Annotated in this window: 14 protein-coding genes; 9 read left to right on the forward strand and 5 right to left on the reverse strand. The window is 70.0% G+C overall.

Features of this window, described 5'->3' with window-relative positions; translation table 11 throughout:
- Positions 1-2 precede the first annotated feature (2 nt).
- The 9 genes from ACH34W_RS02890 to ACH34W_RS02930 all read left to right on the forward strand — a co-directional run bounded on the left by ACH34W_RS02890 (position 3) and on the right by ACH34W_RS02930 (position 7,044).
- Positions 3-212, forward strand: a complete 210-nt coding sequence (locus tag ACH34W_RS02890; RefSeq protein WP_151570548.1) for an MbtH family protein — start codon at positions 3-5, stop codon at positions 210-212.
- A complete protein-coding gene (locus ACH34W_RS02895; RefSeq protein WP_395959079.1) occupies positions 205-861 on the forward strand; it encodes a GNAT family N-acetyltransferase in 657 nt (218 codons plus the stop codon). The genes ACH34W_RS02890 and ACH34W_RS02895 overlap by 8 nt, the downstream gene beginning before the upstream one ends.
- Positions 858-1,592 (forward strand): thioesterase II family protein, encoded by a 735-nt coding sequence (locus ACH34W_RS02900; protein WP_395959080.1) that lies wholly within the window; start codon positions 858-860, stop codon positions 1,590-1,592. Before ACH34W_RS02895 ends, ACH34W_RS02900 begins: the two co-directional genes overlap by 4 nt.
- A 151-nt stretch (positions 1,593-1,743) precedes the next feature.
- Positions 1,744-2,736, forward strand: coding sequence for an ABC transporter ATP-binding protein (locus tag ACH34W_RS02905; RefSeq protein WP_395959081.1), 993 nt, complete (start codon positions 1,744-1,746; stop codon positions 2,734-2,736).
- A 54-nt stretch (positions 2,737-2,790) separates the two neighbouring features.
- The gene (chrA, locus tag ACH34W_RS02910) at positions 2,791-3,939 is read left to right on the forward strand and encodes a chromate efflux transporter (protein ID WP_395959082.1); all 1,149 of its coding nucleotides are present in this window, start codon (positions 2,791-2,793) and stop codon (positions 3,937-3,939) included.
- An 88-nt stretch (positions 3,940-4,027) separates the two neighbouring features.
- Entirely contained in the window at positions 4,028-4,981 is a 954-nt protein-coding gene (locus ACH34W_RS02915; protein ID WP_395959083.1) for an ornithine cyclodeaminase family protein, read from the forward strand.
- 382 nt (positions 4,982-5,363) lie between these two features.
- Positions 5,364-5,960 (forward strand): LuxR C-terminal-related transcriptional regulator, encoded by a 597-nt coding sequence (locus ACH34W_RS02920; protein ID WP_395959084.1) that lies wholly within the window; start codon positions 5,364-5,366, stop codon positions 5,958-5,960.
- 154 nt (positions 5,961-6,114) lie between these two features.
- A complete protein-coding gene (locus ACH34W_RS02925; protein WP_395959085.1) occupies positions 6,115-6,375 on the forward strand; it encodes a hypothetical protein in 261 nt (86 codons plus the stop codon).
- 42 nt (positions 6,376-6,417) lie between these two features.
- The gene (locus ACH34W_RS02930) at positions 6,418-7,044 is read left to right on the forward strand and encodes a response regulator (protein WP_395959086.1); all 627 of its coding nucleotides are present in this window, start codon (positions 6,418-6,420) and stop codon (positions 7,042-7,044) included.
- 26 nt (positions 7,045-7,070) lie between these two features.
- On the opposite strand, the gene ACH34W_RS02935 is transcribed toward ACH34W_RS02930, so the two are convergent.
- From ACH34W_RS02935 to lanKC, 5 genes are all read right to left on the reverse strand, one after another.
- The gene (locus ACH34W_RS02935) at positions 7,071-9,131 is read right to left on the reverse strand and encodes a prolyl oligopeptidase family protein (RefSeq protein ID WP_395959087.1); all 2,061 of its coding nucleotides are present in this window, start codon (positions 9,129-9,131) and stop codon (positions 7,071-7,073) included.
- The gene (locus ACH34W_RS02940; RefSeq protein WP_395959088.1) at positions 9,128-10,837 is read right to left on the reverse strand and encodes an ATP-binding cassette domain-containing protein; all 1,710 of its coding nucleotides are present in this window, start codon (positions 10,835-10,837) and stop codon (positions 9,128-9,130) included. Before ACH34W_RS02940 ends, ACH34W_RS02935 begins: the two co-directional genes overlap by 4 nt.
- Positions 10,834-12,543 carry an ABC transporter ATP-binding protein gene (locus ACH34W_RS02945; RefSeq protein WP_395959089.1) on the reverse strand — a complete coding sequence of 570 codons (1,710 nt, stop codon included), beginning with the start codon at positions 12,541-12,543 and terminating at the stop codon, positions 10,834-10,836. The genes ACH34W_RS02940 and ACH34W_RS02945 overlap by 4 nt, the downstream gene beginning before the upstream one ends.
- 131 nt (positions 12,544-12,674) lie before the next feature.
- Complete coding sequence (locus tag ACH34W_RS02950) at positions 12,675-12,806, reverse strand: SapB/AmfS family lanthipeptide (protein ID WP_395959090.1); 132 nt, start codon at positions 12,804-12,806, stop codon at positions 12,675-12,677.
- A 5-nt stretch (positions 12,807-12,811) separates the two neighbouring features.
- A complete protein-coding gene (lanKC, locus tag ACH34W_RS02955) occupies positions 12,812-15,511 on the reverse strand; it encodes a class III lanthionine synthetase LanKC (RefSeq protein ID WP_395959091.1) in 2,700 nt (899 codons plus the stop codon).
- Between the last annotated feature and the right edge of the window lie 101 nt (positions 15,512-15,612).

Raw genomic sequence — 15,612 nt, forward strand, 5'->3', positions numbered from 1 at the left:
CGATGACCAACCCCTTCGAGGACCCCGACGGCACCTACGTGGTGCTGACCAACGACGAGGGCCAGCACTCGCTGTGGCCGTCGTTCGCCGAGGTGCCCGCGGGCTGGACGGTCGCCAAGACCGAGGACACGCGGCAGGCATGCCTGGACTACGTCAACGACAACTGGACCGACATGCGCCCGAAGAGCCTCATCGAGGCGATGGGTGGCTGATCCCGGGGGACCCGCGCTGAGGGGTGCCCTGGAGATCTCCGCAGTCACCGAGTGGGCGATGGAGATGCGCGACGCCGCCGACCTGCGGCCCGCGCCACCGCCGAGCATCGAGATGACCTTCAGCCGGGCCGGGGTCCCCTCGCCCGATGTCAGCCGCGCCCTCTACGCCGCCGTCGGCGCCCGGGTGTGCTGGACGGACCGGTTCCCCTGGAGCCATGAGGACTGGTGGGCCTGGGTGGACCGGCCTGAGCTGGCCACCTGGATCGTGATGGCGGAGGGCACGATCGCGGGGTTCTTCGAGATCGAGGCGCAGCCGGACGGTGACACCGAGATCCATCTGGTCGGGCTCACCCCCGCGTTCGTCGGCAAGGGGTACGGGGGGCACCTCGTCGAGCAGTGCGTCCGCCGTGCGTGGCAGCGGGGGGAGAACTGGGCCGAGCACACCGGACCGGCGACCCGGGTCTGGCTGCGGACCAGCACGCTCGACCACCCCAACGCGATGGGCAACTACCGGAGCCGAGGCTTCAAGGTCGCCGCCGAGACGACCCGGCCGAAGCTCGTGCCCGATCCGCGCCTCGCTCCGTGGCCGCTGCCGGGCGATCCCCGTACCGTTGCCCGTACGTGCGATGAGGAGGAGTTGATCCCGTGACCTGGTTCCGTTGTGCCGAGACGCGGCCGTGGGCCTCGATGCGGCTGTTCTGCTTGCCGCACGCGGGCGGCTCGGCGGGCTTCTACCGGTCCTGGGCCAAGGAGATCAGCCCCGCCGTCGAGGTGCACGCCGTGCAGTACCCCGGCCGGGCCGACCGGCTCGCCGACGCGTTCGTCACCGACGCCCACCAGCTGTCCCGCCTCATCGCGGGCGCCATGGCCCCGCTGCTCGACCGGCCGTTCGCGCTCTTCGGCCACAGCATGGGCGCCGTGCTGGCATACGAGGTGGCGCGCCTGTTGCAGGAACGCGGCGCCCCACCCGTGCACGTGTTCATTTCCGGCACGCGCCCGCCGCATGATCGCGGCGACGACCGGGTGACCGGTAAGGACGACGACACCGTGATCGCCGAGATGGTCAAGCTCGGCGGCACCGACGCGGAGGTGTTGCGGGATCCCGAGCTCCGCGAGCTGGTCCTGCCCTACGTCCGCAACGACTTCCGGCTCATCGAGGAGTACGTCCACCGCCCTGGCACACGTCTCACCGTGCCGGTGACCGTCGTCATCGGTGACGCGGACTCGCACGTGACCGAGGCGCAGGCCGCCGGGTGGGCCGAGGTCACCGACGGCCGTTTCGCGCTGCGCGTGCTCGACGGCGACCACTTCTATCTCGTGCCGCGCCAGTCCGAGGTGCTGAACGAGGTCATGCGCACACTCGAGGTCCCCGCCGGCTAGGGACGCGGTCACACACCTGGCTGGACCTGATGTCCAATATTGGACCTGGGCCTCGTCGCGGCGGCATGGCCGTCGTACAGTCGAAGCGGCGGGGGACCGGCTGAAAGAGCTGCGGACATCCCGCCCCCGGAAGCCCCGCCTGGGAGTGGCCATGGGCGTCGAGATCCGGGTGGAAGGGCTCAAGAAGTCGTTCGGGCGGCAGGTCATCTGGGAGGACGTGACCTTCACGATCCCCGCCGGTGAGATCTCCGCGCTGCTGGGGCCGTCCGGCACCGGCAAGTCGGTCTTCCTCAAGAACCTGGTGGGCCTCCTGCGCCCCGACCGCGGCCATGTGTTCGTCGGCGGCGGCGACGTGCCGCACCTGCGGGAGAACGAGCTGTACGACATGCGCCGCAAGTTCGGCGTGCTCTTCCAGGACGGCGCCCTCTTCGGCTCCATGAACATCTATGACAACATCGCGTTCCCGCTGCGCGAGCACACCAGGAAGAGCGAGTCCGAGATCCGCCGGATCGTGCTGGAGAAGATGGAGATGGTCGGCCTCAGCGGCGCCGAGGAGAAGCTGCCCGGCGAGATCTCCGGCGGGATGAAGAAGCGCGCCGGACTGGCCCGCGCCCTCGTGCTCGACCCCGAGATCATCCTGGCCGACGAGCCGGACTCGGGGCTCGACCCGGTGCGCACCGCCTACCTCAACCAGCTGTTCGTGGATCTCAACACCGAGATGGGCGCGACGTTCCTCATCGTCACGCACGACATCGGGACCGCCCGGGTGCTGCCCGACAACCTGGGGCTGCTCTTCCGGCGCGGGCTGGTGATGTTCGGGCCACGGGAGATGGTCCTCTCCAGCACGCACCCGGCGGTGAACCAGTTCTTCAACGCGCGGCGCCAAGGCCCCATCGGCATGGCGGAGGAGAAGGACCAGGCCGAGGTGGCGAGCGAGGGACAGATCCCGCAGGCCATGCCCGCGCCGATCCCGCCGCAGCTCATGCCCAGCGACGGGCGGCTGCGCCCGTCGATGCGGCGGCCAGGGGAGTGGCTGCGCCAGCACCAGACCAAGCCCCCGCCCGGCTCGTTCATCGACGACCAAGGCCGCAACTGGCTCACCGACTGGGACTCCCTCACCCACGCAGGCCAACGCCCCCAATAGCTCCGGGCCGGGACTGCTTCCGCTCTGGTAACCCGGGTGCGGCAGCATGGGGGCGTGCCTGAGATCGATCACGCCTCCCGTCCCGGTCTGCTCACCATCGCCCGCGAATGGGGACGCATCGGCTGCGTGGGTTTCGGTGGCCCGCCCGCACACATCACGCTGTTGCGGCGATTGTGCGTCAAGGACCGGGCCTGGCTGAGCGCCGAGGAGTTCGAGGACGGCATCGCGGCGACCAACCTGCTGCCCGGGCCTGCCTCGACGCAGCTCGCCATCTTCTGCGCGTGGCGGCTGCATGGGCCGATGGGCGCGATCGTGGGCGGGCTGTGCTTCATCGTGCCCGGCCTGCTGCTGATCCTGGTACTGGCGGCGCTCTTCCTGTCGGGTGACGCGCCCTTGTGGGTACGCGGCGCGGCGGCGGGTGCGGGGTCGGCCGTGGCGGCGGTCGCCGTGCACGCGGCCGCCGACCTCGTTCCGGCCAGCCGGCGCCGGGCACGCAGCCGCGCGAGGTGGTACGTGTACCTGCTGCTGGGCGGGGTTTCCACCGTTCTTATCGGGCCCTACCTCGTTCTTGTGCTGCTGGCCTGCGGGATCGTGGAGATGCTGGTGAGACGGGAACGCGCCCCGAAGAGCCGGGCGCTCCCGGTCCTGCTGGCGGCGCCGGCGGCGGCGGGCGGGCTCGGCGCGCTGGCATGGGTGGCTTTCAAGGTGGGCGCGCTGTCGTACGGGGGCGGCTTCGTCATCATCCCGCTCATGCAGTCCGAGGCCGTCGACCACTATCACTGGATGACCTCCGCCGAGTTCACGACCGCCGTCGCCCTCGGTCAGATCACGCCGGGGCCGGTGGTGCAGACGGTCGCGGTGGTCGGTTACGCGGCGGCGGGGGTCTCCGGCGGGCTGCTCGCCGCGGCCTTCGCGTTCGCCCCCTCATTCGTGTTCGTGCTGTTCGGCGGCCCGCGCTTCGATCGGCTGCGGGCGAACACGGCCGTCCAGGCCTTTCTCGACGGGGCGGGTCCGGCGGTGATCGGCGCGATCGGCGGTTCCGCGTTGACCCTGGCGCTGGTGCTCGATCACCTGTGGCAGTTCGGCGTCCTGGCGGCGGCCGCCGTGTGGCTGGTCCTGCTGCGGCGAGGCGTGGTCGGCACCCTGCTCGGAGCCGGGCTCCTCGGCGTGGGCGCGAGCCTTTTGGGCCTGCCTGTGGCGTGACTCAGGGTCGTTGCTAAATAACGGTCCGTGTCAAGGTGTGAAATGTTCCTCCTCGACCGCCGAGTGAGCGGGACGCAAGAATGTACTGGTGACGCTGCTCCTGAACCGCTCCCAGCTGGAATCCCTGCTCGATCCGGCCGACTGCCTGGACGCGCTGCGGCGGGGTTTCGCTGCTGAGCGCGGGGACGTAGGGCCGCAGCGGGTCGTGACCCCGCTGCCTGGGCCTGGCACCGCCACCGCCCTGATCCCCGGCCTGATCACGGGCGTCCCCGCTTACACGGTCAAGGTCAACGCCAAGTTCCCCGGCGTCCGCCCCGCTCTGCGCGGCGTGGTGTGCCTGCACGACCTGGACACCGGGGAGCTGCTCAGCCTGCTCGACTCGGCCACCGTGACCGCCTGGCGCACCGGCCTGGCCGCCGCGCTGGGCACCCACGCACTGGCCCGCCGGGACGCCGACACGGTCGCGGTCATCGGTGCCGGCGTGCAGTCAGACCTGGTGCTCAAGGGCCTGTCGGGGCTCCGCCAGGTGCGTGAGCTCGTCGTGTACGACCTGGACGCCGGGCGCGCCGCCGAGTTCGCCAAGCGGCACGGCCTGCGGCTCGGCATCCCCGCCACGACCGCCGCGGACGCGCGGACCGCGGCTTCCGGCACCGGGATCGTCATCGTGGCGACCTGGGCACGGCGGCCGTTGCTGAACGCCGGGGATGTGTCCGCGGGGACCCACGTGACCTCGCTCGGCGCCGACGAGCCCGGCAAGACCGAGCTGGGCGCGGAGCTGTTGCTGAGCTCCCGCGTGGTGGTCGACGATGTCGCACTGGCCGTTGAGATGGGCGTGCTCGCGGGTGCCGGGCTGGACGTCAAACATGCCGCGGGAACGCTCCGCGACCTGCTGCGCGGGCAGGTGCCGGGTCGCGTGAAGGACAACGAGATCACCGTCTATGCCCCGGTCGGCCTGCCCTGGCAGGACCTCGCCGTCGCCTGGGCGGCCTACAGCGCCGCCCGCGACACCGACACCGGCGCCTCCTTCGACTTCCTTCGCTGACACCACACCCGAGGTGACACCACACCCGATCCGGCCTGCTGGTGATCATCCACACCGCGGTCGCGGTCGCGCTGGTGGGCCGGGCGGCGCACCCGTGTGCGGCGGGCGTTCGGTGTGGCCTGGCGTTCGGTGTGGGCTGTGTCAAGAGATATTTCCCCAAATTCGGCCGGGAAGAATTTACGTCCGATGTTGACTCAGAGAAAGCTTGTTACTTCACTCTGAGACTGCGCCCCAGTTGCTCCCCGCCGCGAAAGGTGACTGTATGCCTCAGCCGCTCCCTTCGCGCTCCCGATTGCAGCCCCCCGCCCCGCCCGTTCGCCGGACTCCCGCGATGAGCTCCGGTCAACCGGATGCCCACCAGGAAGAACGTGGAGTGATACGGATGGTGATCGGCGACGCGGCGCCGCTCTTCCGGTGTGGACTTGTCGCCCTTTTGGATCGAATGTCGGATTTCGAGGTCGTCGCCGCGACGGACTCGGCGAAGGAGGTCGTCAGGGCCGGGCTTGAATTCCGTCCTGACGTGGCGTTGCTGGACGTCGACCTCTCGGACATGGACGGCTTCGCCGCGTCGGACACGCTTCACGACGAGGTGCCCGAGTGCCTGTCGGTCCTCATGACGGCCCGGAGCCGGCCCGGTGACGTGCGACGGGCGGCCGCCGCGCACGCGCTCGGGCTGGTGCTCAAGGACACCTCGCCCGACGGCCTGGTCGCGGCGATCCGCAAGGTCGCCCGCGGTCAGCGGGTCGTCGATCCCGACCTGGCCTTCACCGAGCTCAGCGCCGCGGAGAACCCGCTGACCGATCGTGAGCGCGAGGTGCTCGTGCTCGCCTCCCGGGGCGAGTCCGCCGCCCAGATCGCCGAGGCCCTCCTGCTGGCCATAGGGACGGTCCGCAACCACCTGTCGCGCATCAACCACAAGATCGGTGCGCGGAACCGTGTGCACGCCATCCGGATAGCCGAAGAGGCAGGCTGGCTATGAGCACCACCCGGCCCTCATTACCGGCTGGACCGGTCGGCGTTAAAAGCCATACCCGGCCCGAATAAGGTCAGGCTCACCAAACTGCGTCTCAATATGTGGGCCGCGGTCTTATCGGGCTGCACGAGAACTTTGTTTGAGCTGGTGTCATTGGCCAGTGGCCGATATCGGCCGAACTCTCTTTACCTTCACTTCACTTCTGCCTGCCGGTCTTGCCTGCGATTCGTTCGCCAAGCGGGTATCCGGCTTTTCAATTGACGGCGCAGGTGGATCAGATGCCTGCTCGATGGTCAACATCGGGATGGTGAGGGAGGCGATGTCCGGTTTGACGCACCGACAGACTTTCGTCACCCTAAGTGGTGGCCCCTTCAACTCAGCCCAGTTAAGGCGGCGTGATGCAGCGCAGAATTTCTGGTGACCGGAATATGATTCCTCTGCTACCTGATCACGAGGAATACAGGTGATTCGGGTACTGATTGCCGATGATATGCAGCTTTTGAGAAGCGGCCTTGTCGCGCTTCTGGACGGGGAGCCGGATATCTCCGTGGCCGGGACGGTGGAATGCGGAGCGAAGCTGGTGGCGGCCGCCCGGAGAGGCGCGCCGCAAGTGGCGCTCATCGATTTCGACCTGACCGACATGGACGGCTTCAAAGCGATACGGCTGCTGCACGACCAGATGCCGAGCTGCGCCGTCATCATCATGGCCGAACGCTGCAGGTCGGGGGATCTGCGCCGGGGCGTCGCCACCGGCGCGGCCGGGTTCCTGCTCAAGGACACCTCCCCGGCGGAACTGGTGGACGCCATCCGCCGGGTCGCCCGCGGTGAGCGCGTCATCGACGCCGATCTTGCCTTCGCCGAGCTCGGCGAGGGCAAGGCCGACAGCCCCCTGACGCCCAGGGAGGTCGAGGTCCTCAAGGCCGCCGCGGAGGGCTGCACGGTCGGGGAGATCGCCCAGCGGCTCTACCTGGCCAGCGGCACGGTGAGCAACTACCTGTCGCGCATCCTCACCAAGATCGATGCGCGCACCCGCGTTGAGGCGGTGGCCATCGCCAAGGAACGCGGCTGGCTCTGGCCTGACAAAGGCTGATCACGTGCTCACGTGCTCACGTGCTCTCACGTGGTCGTTCGCAGGCCGGTGTGGGTGGCGGCGAAGGCGAGCATGTCGGCGGCCAGCTCCAGGGATCGGCTGGCCGCGCGCGCACCGTGGCCGACGCCGGTTTCGCGACGGAAGAGGATGGGGCGCTGGCCGCTGGTCGCCCACTGGAGGTTCGCGCACATCTTGCGGGCGTGCAGAGGGTCCACCCTTGTGTCGCCGTCGAAGACGGTGAAGAGGACGGCCGGGTAGGCGATGCCTGGATGTACGTGGTGGTAGGGGGAGTAGGCGTACAGCCAGCCGAACTCGTCGGGCTTCGAGGCGGAGCCGTACTCGCTGCTCCAGGAGGCGCCGAGACCGGAACGTTCGTACCGGACCATGTCGAGCAGCGGTGCCACGCAGACCGCGGCGGCGAACAGCTCGGGCCGTTGGGTGAGCGCCGCTCCTACCAGGAGGCCGCCGTTGGACTCCCCCCAGATGGCGAGTCGGTCCGGGGTGGTGAGGTCCTCGGAGATGAGCTTTTCCGCAGCGGCGATGAAGTCGTCGAAGACCCGCTGCTTGCGGCCCAGCACCCCTGCGCGATGCGATGAGAGTCCTTGCTCGCCGCCGCCGCGCAGGCGCGCGATGGCGAGTTGGCCACCGGCGTCGACCCAGGCGAGGGCGTCGGCCGCATACGAGGGCGTGAGCGGGACTCCGAAACCGCCGTAGCCGTACAGGATCGTTGGGAGCGGGCCCTCGGCGACGGCGGGGCCGATGACGGTGACGTCCACTGGCGAGCCGTCTGCGGAGAGGCACCGGAGGGTCCGGGTCGCCACGTCGGGTGTGTCGACCTTGCCCGGAGACTCCTCCCAGAGCTTCGTCTCTCCCGTACGCGCGTCGTAGCACCACACGGCTTCCGGGGTGACGGTGTCGGTATAGGTGAACCAGACCGCGTGGCCGCCTTCTGGACGGGCCGCCAACGGGCCGATCGAGCCTGGGCCCGGCAGCGGGACGTCAGCGAGCAGCTCGCCGGTGGCCAGGTCGTGCACGGTGATCTCACTGATCGCCTGCCGTATCCAGGCGACGACCAGGACGGGCCGTTCGAGACCGTCCAGGATCGCGAAATCCGTGAGCACCGCCTCCGGGTCTTCCGCGATGAGCTCGCGCTGAAGGGTCGGCTTGGCCGGGTCGGCGACGCTGATCCGGACTCGCGGCGCCCTGTGATCGGTCACCACGTACATACGTTCGCCCCGGACGACCAGCACGCTCCTGGCGTTGACGTCTTGCTGCACCGGCACGAAGTCCGGTTTTTCGGGACGTGAGGTCGACAGGTCGGCGAGCCAAAGGTCGTTGCGGGGGCTGGTCCCGGGGACGGCGGAGATGGCCAGCCAGCGCCCGTCATGGCTGATGCCCAGCCCATACGAGATCGGGCCGTGCGTGGTCGGGCCGTACGAGATCGAGCCGTGCGCGTCGGCGCCGGAGATGACCGGGTCGAGACTCGTCGGAGTGTTGAGCCGATGGAGGTGGACCTCCCTGGAGGTCGCTGTGGCCCGTACGTAATAGAACCCTTGCCCGTCGGTCAGCCAGGCCACCGGTGAATAGCGGCAACGGTCGATCGGGCCCTCGATGACCTTGCCGGTCTCGACGTCCATGACGTACAGCTCGGCCCGTTCGGTGCCGCCGGTGGACAGCTGGTAGGCCAGCAGCAGGCCGTCGTGGCACGGCTGCCAGGCGTCCAGCGTCGTCAAGCCGGTCGGGTCGAGCTCGGTGGGGTCGATGAGCACGCGTGAGGGCCGGTCCTCGGCTGAGACGTGCAGCACCGCGTGTTCCTGCCCCGGCGCCCGGCGCAGGAAGAACCGGCGGTCCCCGCGCCACATCGGTGCTGTGATCATGCCGGTACCGGCCAGGGCGGCGCCGCGGGCACGCAGCTCGTCCCTCGCCGACAACGTGCCGACGGCTTTCTGCCAGAGCTCGTCCTGCGCGGCCAGCCACTCGCGCGTTTGCGGGCTGGACGGGTCCTCCAGCCACCGGTACGGGTCCGGCACCTGGTAACCGTGCAGGTCTTCGACGATCGGCTGGCGCTCCGCAGGCGGATGGCTCATTGCACGGACTCCCGTTCATTGTCGAAATCGGCGGCGCGCCAGTGCCCGACCAGCTCGGCATAGCCGGGGGCGTCCCGAATCAACTCGGCATGGGTGCCGTGCCAGACGCGGGTGCCGTCCATGAGCAGCACCCGCTGGGCTCGGCGGGCGGAGCTGATCCGATGGGCGACCACGATGAGCGTGGTGCCCCGGTCGGCGAAGGCGGACTCCGCCAACGCCTCGGCCGCCGGGTCGAGGTGGCAGGTGGCTTCATCCAGGATGGTGAGCCTGGCGGGGGACAGGTAGGCCCTGGCCAGCGCGATCAGCTGGCGCTCTCCGGCGGACAGCGAGCCCGGGTCGAGTTCGGCACGGTGGCCGCCGAGCCGGTCGGCCAGCGCAGCCATGCCGACCGCCTCGACGGCCCGCCCCACCGCGCGTTCGGACGAGCCCGGCGCCAGATAGGTCAGGTTGTCCCACAACGAACTGCGGAACACGTACGCCTCCTGCGGGATCAGCACCCGGGCCGCAGGTTCGAGCTGATCCGCCGGTACGCCGCCGACCAGCACGCGCCCCGCGTCCGGTACGACGATCCCGGTGATCAGCGCCGCCAGCGTGGACTTGCCGATCCCGCTGGGGCCGAGCACCGCCAGGTGGTCTCCCTCGGCCACCCGCAGGTCGAGATCGGCGATGACGGGGTCGGCATGCGGCCCGTATCCGAACGTCACGCCACGGACCGTGACGTCGGCCCCGGCGGCGGGCGTCGTCCGGGCTCCGAGGGCGGGCACCCGCGACTTCTCCAGGATCCTGTTCAGCGACACGAGCAGCCGGACGCCGCTGACCCCGAGGCCCTCGACCAGCCCGCCGAACGCCGGGGTCAGTGACTGCGTGACGTACGCGAGCGCCCCGATGATCACACCGGGGTCGGCGCCGCGCCGCAGCAGCCAGGGCGTTCCGGCCAGCAGCGCCAGGACGGGCAGCCACCCGCCCAGGGACAAGGACAGCGTGCGCATCGCGGTGACACGGGCCAGCGCTCGCCCCGCCGTCGCCTGCTCCGCCACCCGGGCATCGGCTGTTGCGCCAACCCGGTCTTCGGCTCCGCAGGCCGTGATGTCGCGCAACCCACCGGTCACTTCGGCGAAGACCTCGATGTTGCGCTCGTCCGTCAGCAGGAAGTGCCGTTGCCGGCGGGCGAGGGCGGGCAGCGACAGGAGAAAGAGCGCGACCCCCGCACAAAACGGCGGCAGCACCAGCCAAAGCACCTCAGGGACCAGGGTCAGCATCCCGAGTGTCACGCTCGCCACCGTGAACGCGAACGACCGCACGACCGAGATGACTGCGGCGAAGGCGTCCCTGGCCAGCTCCACCTGCAGAGTGGAACGGGCGACCGCGGACGACTGCGGCTGTTCCAGCGGTGTCGCGGTACGGCGCAGGGTCGAGTCCACGATCAGCTTCAGCAGCCGGTCGCGGAACGGCTCGACGACCCCGGCGACGGCCAGCATCACCTGCCGGGCGCCGAACGCGGCCACCAACCATGCCACGCCGAGCACGGCCAGCCACGCCATCCCGGTCCACGGCCGGGACGCAGCGAACCCGTCGTCGATCGCCCGCGCGATCGCGTGGCCGATGACGAACGCGGGCGACGCCTCAAGCACTGACCAGAAGGCGATCCGGGCGAGCATGCGGGGCTCCCGGCGGAGCGCATCCCACAAGAAGCCGCCGGTGGTCATCCGGCCTCCAAGCCGTCCTGGAACACGGCGCGGTAGTCGGGGTCGGCCCACAGCACGCTGTGCCGCTCGTACGCGCGGATCCGGCCGTCCTCCAGCCAGACCACCCGGTCAGCGCGGGCGGCGGTGCCGACCCGGTGCGCCACGATGAGCCGGGTGCGGCCGCGCAGCCGGCCGGTCAGCGCCTCGCCGACCTGGTATTCGGTCACCGTGTCGAGGCTCGAGGTCGCGTCGTCCAGGACCAGGAGCCGCCGGCCCTGCGCGAACGCCCGGGCGAGGCCGATCCGCTGCTTCTCGCCACCGGACATGGGGGCGTCCTGCAGCCGGGTCGCGTACCCGGCGGGCATTTGCCGTATGAACGTGTCGGCTCGGGCGGACGCGGCGGCACTTTGGACGACCTCGTGATCGCGTTTGGGAAGTCCCAGGGCGATGGCGTCTTCAAGGGTCGCCTCGTCGAGGGCGCTGCCCACCAACGTCGGCCTGTCGAACGCGAGCCCGATCGCCCGGCGCAGCTCGTCCCTGGGCAACTCGCGCAGCGGTACGCCATCCAGCAGCACCGTTCCGCGGTCGGGATCCATCAGCCGTCCGGCCAGCGCGGCCAGCAGCGACTTTCCCGTACCGGACCGGCCCACCACGGCCGTCGCCGTACCGCCCGGCAGCACCAGGTCGAGATCGTCGAGCACCGGCGTGCCGTCGAGGCTGAGCGCCACACCGCGGAACTCCACGGTTCCCGGGCCTGCGGGCAGCGGGTGTTCGCCGTGCTCGACCGGCCTGTCGGTCAGCAGTTCGGCGACACGCCCGGCTGCGGCGCGCGCCCTCGCCAGCCGTCCGACATGGCCGAGGGCGGCGCTGAAGCCAGCGCCCAGCACGACGTACCGCGCGGCCGCGTACAGCTCACCGACGGTGAGATCACCGGACGCCAGCCGCCACCCACCGACGGCCAGCACCGTCACCTCCAGCAGCGGTATCGCCAGACCTGCCTGGACGCCCGCCCGTGCGTTCGCCCGCCACAGGCCCATACCGTGCTCGCGCAGCGTCGGCAGCGGCACCAGCACACGACGCGCCTCCGCCTCGGTGGTGCCGGCCGCGGCGATCGTGCGGGCCCCGCCGAGCGCGTCGAGCAGCCGGGACGCGAGGTCGCCCTGTGTCTTCTGGTAGCCGGCCGACAGCGTGGTGGTGTCCCGCAGGAACGCACGCAACACCAGGGTGATCAGTACCAGCCCGGCCAGCAGGGTGAACGGCAGCCACACATCGATCAGGGCGAGCGCGACGAGGCTGCCCGCCGTGGGCAGCAGCAGCGCGGCGGTGGTGATGAAGGCCTCCGGGGCGCGGCCCACCTCTTCGGTGTTCATGCCGAGCCTGGTCACGAGGTCGCCTTCGGGCAGGCGGCGCGTCATCGCGGGACCGGTGCCCAGGACGTGCTTCAGCAGTGATCGGCGCAGCCAGGCCGACGCCTGCGCGCTGGTGGCGCCGGTCGCCCAGATCCCGAGGCTCTCGCAGGCCACGACCCCGGCGACGACGGCCGTGCACACGACCAGCCAGCCGTCCAGCCCCCCTCCGCCGGCGACGAGGCTGTCGACCGTACGGCCCATGACATAGGGCAGGGCCAGTTGCAGGAGCGCGCCGCCGATCGCCGTCGTCAGGAGGACGCCCAGCCAGGGGCCGCCGCTCCGGAAGGTTTTGGCCACCAATCGGTCTGCCGCCTGCACGATCCTCCCTCGTGAACGTGACTTCGAGAACGTGACTTCGAGAACGTGACTTCGAGAACGTGACAATGCCCTGGGCGACCGGTGCCGGCTGGTACCACGGCCGCCCAGGGATGTGTGCCGCCCTAATCCACTTAGTGGCAGAGAGCCGCGCTGAGGTTGCTCGGGTGGCCGGAGTGACAGGTCAGCAGCGTCAGCGTGCTGCCACCGCTGGCCACGTCCGACGTCGCCGGTGCCTGGAGACCCTGAAGGTCGAGAAGCGCCATGTGTTTTACACCTCCTCCCGTTGCTCGCTGGGGTTGTCCCGGTCCGGCGTGTCCACGCGCAGAGGTTCCTTGGCCAGGACCTGTGCGCCGCCGGGCGGGCTGATGAAGGGGAGGAACACGCGCCCCGCGTTCGAAGCGGCGTGGAGCGCGAACAGGACTCCGGCCGTGCCGGTGGCGAAGTCCATGGAGAGCCGCAGCAACTGGTCGCCCGGGTAGGCCAGGCCACCGCCGTACGGCATGGCGTGCCACTGGAGCCCGCGAATCTGCTGCGGCAGCAGCGGGTCGGCGCTGTTGAGGTCGGCGCTGTCTGGGCCGACGCTGTCTGGCTGGGCGCCGTCTGCGCCGTGTCGCAGGCCCATGGCCAGCGCGGCGATGATGCCGGCGCGGCCGTTGAAGAGCCCTGGCAGGACGAAATAGCCGGACCGTGCGATGAGGCGGAGATCCGCCAGGTCTTGGGCGAACCCGTGAGCGTCGTCCGGGCGGAGGGCGAGGTAGCGCGCCACCGCCAGGCCGAGCCCGACCGAGCCTTCTTCCAGGTACGGCAGGTAACGCCAGCCCTGGTTGACCTGCAGCGAGCCGTCCTGCGGCCGGATACAGCGGCGCAGGTCCTGGCGCAGGGCGTCTGCGGCCTTGTCCAGCAGGGCCGCGTCGCCGGTCCGCTCGTACGCGTGCATGAAGAGCAACGCCGGGCCGCAGGAGCCGTGCAGCAGACCGGCGCGCGGGTTGTCGCCGCCGCTGATCTCCGGTACGTCCTCGGGTCCGCCGAGCCGGTCGGCGCAGATGTCGACGATCTTGTCGGCGACCTCGCGGAGGCCCGGTTCGCCGGTGCGCTCGCTGAGGTGGAGGAGGTTCAGGCCCAGGCCGGACAGGCCGGTGCGCAGGCTGGGGCCGAGGATCTCCCACTTCTCCTTGAGGGTGATGTCCACGACGTCGAGGGCGTGCTGCCGCCGGCCGAGCCGTTCCAGCACGTACGCCACGCCGTGCAGCCCGTCATAGAAGCCCAGACTGGTGCCGGACGCCGGCTCCAGCGCACGCTTGCTCAGCCAGGTCTCGTACATGGGGAAACGTTCGTCCCCGGTCTCGGAGAGCGCATACAGGACGCCCGCAGCACCGGTCGCGATGTTGATGCCGCCCCCTGGCTGGAACTGCGCCACGTCGCCGGGGAAGAGCCGGTCGTCTCGTTCGGGGGTGGCGCTGGCGAGGATGGCCCGGCGCAGGGCGTCCCGCACGTCCGGCCAGGGCGCGGCGCCTGGCAGCGGCAGGTCCCGCATCGCGCCGCCGTCGTCTTCCGGCTCGTCCCCGAGGATGAACTCGCGCGCCTCGTCGATCACCTCGGCGGGCACCGGGAAGGTCTGCTCGATGAGCCCGGCGAGCTGAGTGATCTTCTGCCGGTGCATCATCAGCATGATCGTCGTCTGCGGGGCGAACAGGCCCATCCGCAGGCACGCCAGCGAGTAGTGGTCCGCGGCCACCCCGGTCCGGTCGCGCGGCGGTGCGAAGGCCGGGTTGGCCAGCGTGGACCGGGCCTCGTCGGCGGCCAGCGTGGCGACCTCGAAGTCGATCAGAACGGGCCGGCCGTCCGCGGTCACCAGGATGTTGTTGGGATGCAGGTCACCGAACACAACGCCGCGCTCGTGGAGCGTCCGCACCGCCGCTTCGACACGTTCCAACATGTCGACGGCCCACGCGGTGTAGTCGGCCAGCGTCTCTTCGGTGCAGGTGGCGCGGGTCAGCGGGTAGCGCTGCACGAGCATCCGCTGCAACGGGTTGCCGTCGACGAACTCCTGGACGACGAAGTGATGGTCGCCGAGCGTGAAGTAGTCGTGCAGGGCGGGCACGGCGTCGAGCCCGGCGAGCCGCTTGAGGATGTCGCGTTCGTGCTTGAGCCGGGTGACGGCGTCGCGACCTGCGGCGTCGAGGCCGGCGTGCGGGCGGGCCTCTTTGAGCACGACCCGGTCGCCGGAGCGCTTGTCACGTGCGAGGTACACCCCTCCGCCGTTGGAGAAATGCAGCACGGTCTCGATCTGGTAGGGCAGGTCGGTGGTCGTGACGGCGTTGCGGGCGGCCAGATGCGGTTCGAGGAACGCGGGGAGGGTCGTCCATTCCGGGACGCTGAAGGTCGCCCCGCGGACGTCCGGGACCAGGCGCCCTTCCCCGTCCTCCAGGGCGAGCACCAGCTCGCCGTTCTGGCTGAGGACCTTACGCTCGGCGAAACCGCCATAGCGGACGTAGAGCGGCCCCTGCCCATAGCGGAGATCGCTCAGGATGTACGGTCCTTCGACGCCGCGCAGGAGCTCGTCCAGGTCCTTGAGAACCACTTCCAGCTCATCGCTGTCCCGCGGGTAAATGGTCGCGAGTTTCCCGCTTGATGATCGTGAAGCCGTCTTCGCGTTGAACATGACCAGAGCGGACTGGCCCCGCAGGTATTTGAAGGCGATTCCGCGAGGAACGCAGTAGTCCCAAAGGACGCCCAAGGCGCGCTCGGCGTCGTCCAGGCGGGCGGAGACGTGGATCTTCCAGCCCTGGGACGGCAGCGGATCGCCGTCGGCGAGGCCGTAGTACATCCACGTGTCGGTCTCGATGCGGACCCAGTCCGCAGGCACTTCGCGATGGACGAACGAGAAGTCCGAGGCCTCAGTCTGGTCTTCGCCGAGCTTGTCATAAAAAAGCCGGTCGGCCAGGCAATAGGGCTCGTACTGGTCCATCGATTCGCCTCCCGAGTCGCTGCATAAGGGAGAATTTCGGATACCACCAGAAAGGACTAGTCGTATCCTCAACAGTTGCCCGTGTGTCCTTCACGATTGGC

Source organism: Actinomadura sp. 6N118 (assembly GCF_044326415.1).
Taxonomy (GTDB): Bacteria; Actinomycetota; Actinomycetes; order Streptosporangiales; family Streptosporangiaceae; genus Spirillospora.

What these genes read in the sequence shown, in the direction of transcription:
- ACH34W_RS02890 (WP_151570548.1), top strand. Translation starts at nt 3, where the DNA reads ATGACCAACCCCTTCGAGGACCCCGACGGCACCTACGTGGTGCTGACC.
- ACH34W_RS02905 (WP_395959081.1), top strand. Translation starts at nt 1,744, where the DNA reads ATGGGCGTCGAGATCCGGGTGGAAGGGCTCAAGAAGTCGTTCGGGCGG.
- ACH34W_RS02920 (WP_395959084.1), top strand. Translation starts at nt 5,364, where the DNA reads ATGGTGATCGGCGACGCGGCGCCGCTCTTCCGGTGTGGACTTGTCGCC.
- ACH34W_RS02935 (WP_395959087.1), bottom strand. Translation starts at nt 9,131, where the DNA reads ATGAGCCATCCGCCTGCGGAGCGCCAGCCGATCGTCGAAGACCTGCAC.
- ACH34W_RS02940 (WP_395959088.1), bottom strand. Translation starts at nt 10,837, where the DNA reads ATGACCACCGGCGGCTTCTTGTGGGATGCGCTCCGCCGGGAGCCCCGC.
- ACH34W_RS02950 (WP_395959090.1), bottom strand. Translation starts at nt 12,806, where the DNA reads ATGGCGCTTCTCGACCTTCAGGGTCTCCAGGCACCGGCGACGTCGGAC.
- lanKC (WP_395959091.1), bottom strand. Translation starts at nt 15,511, where the DNA reads ATGGACCAGTACGAGCCCTATTGCCTGGCCGACCGGCTTTTTTATGAC.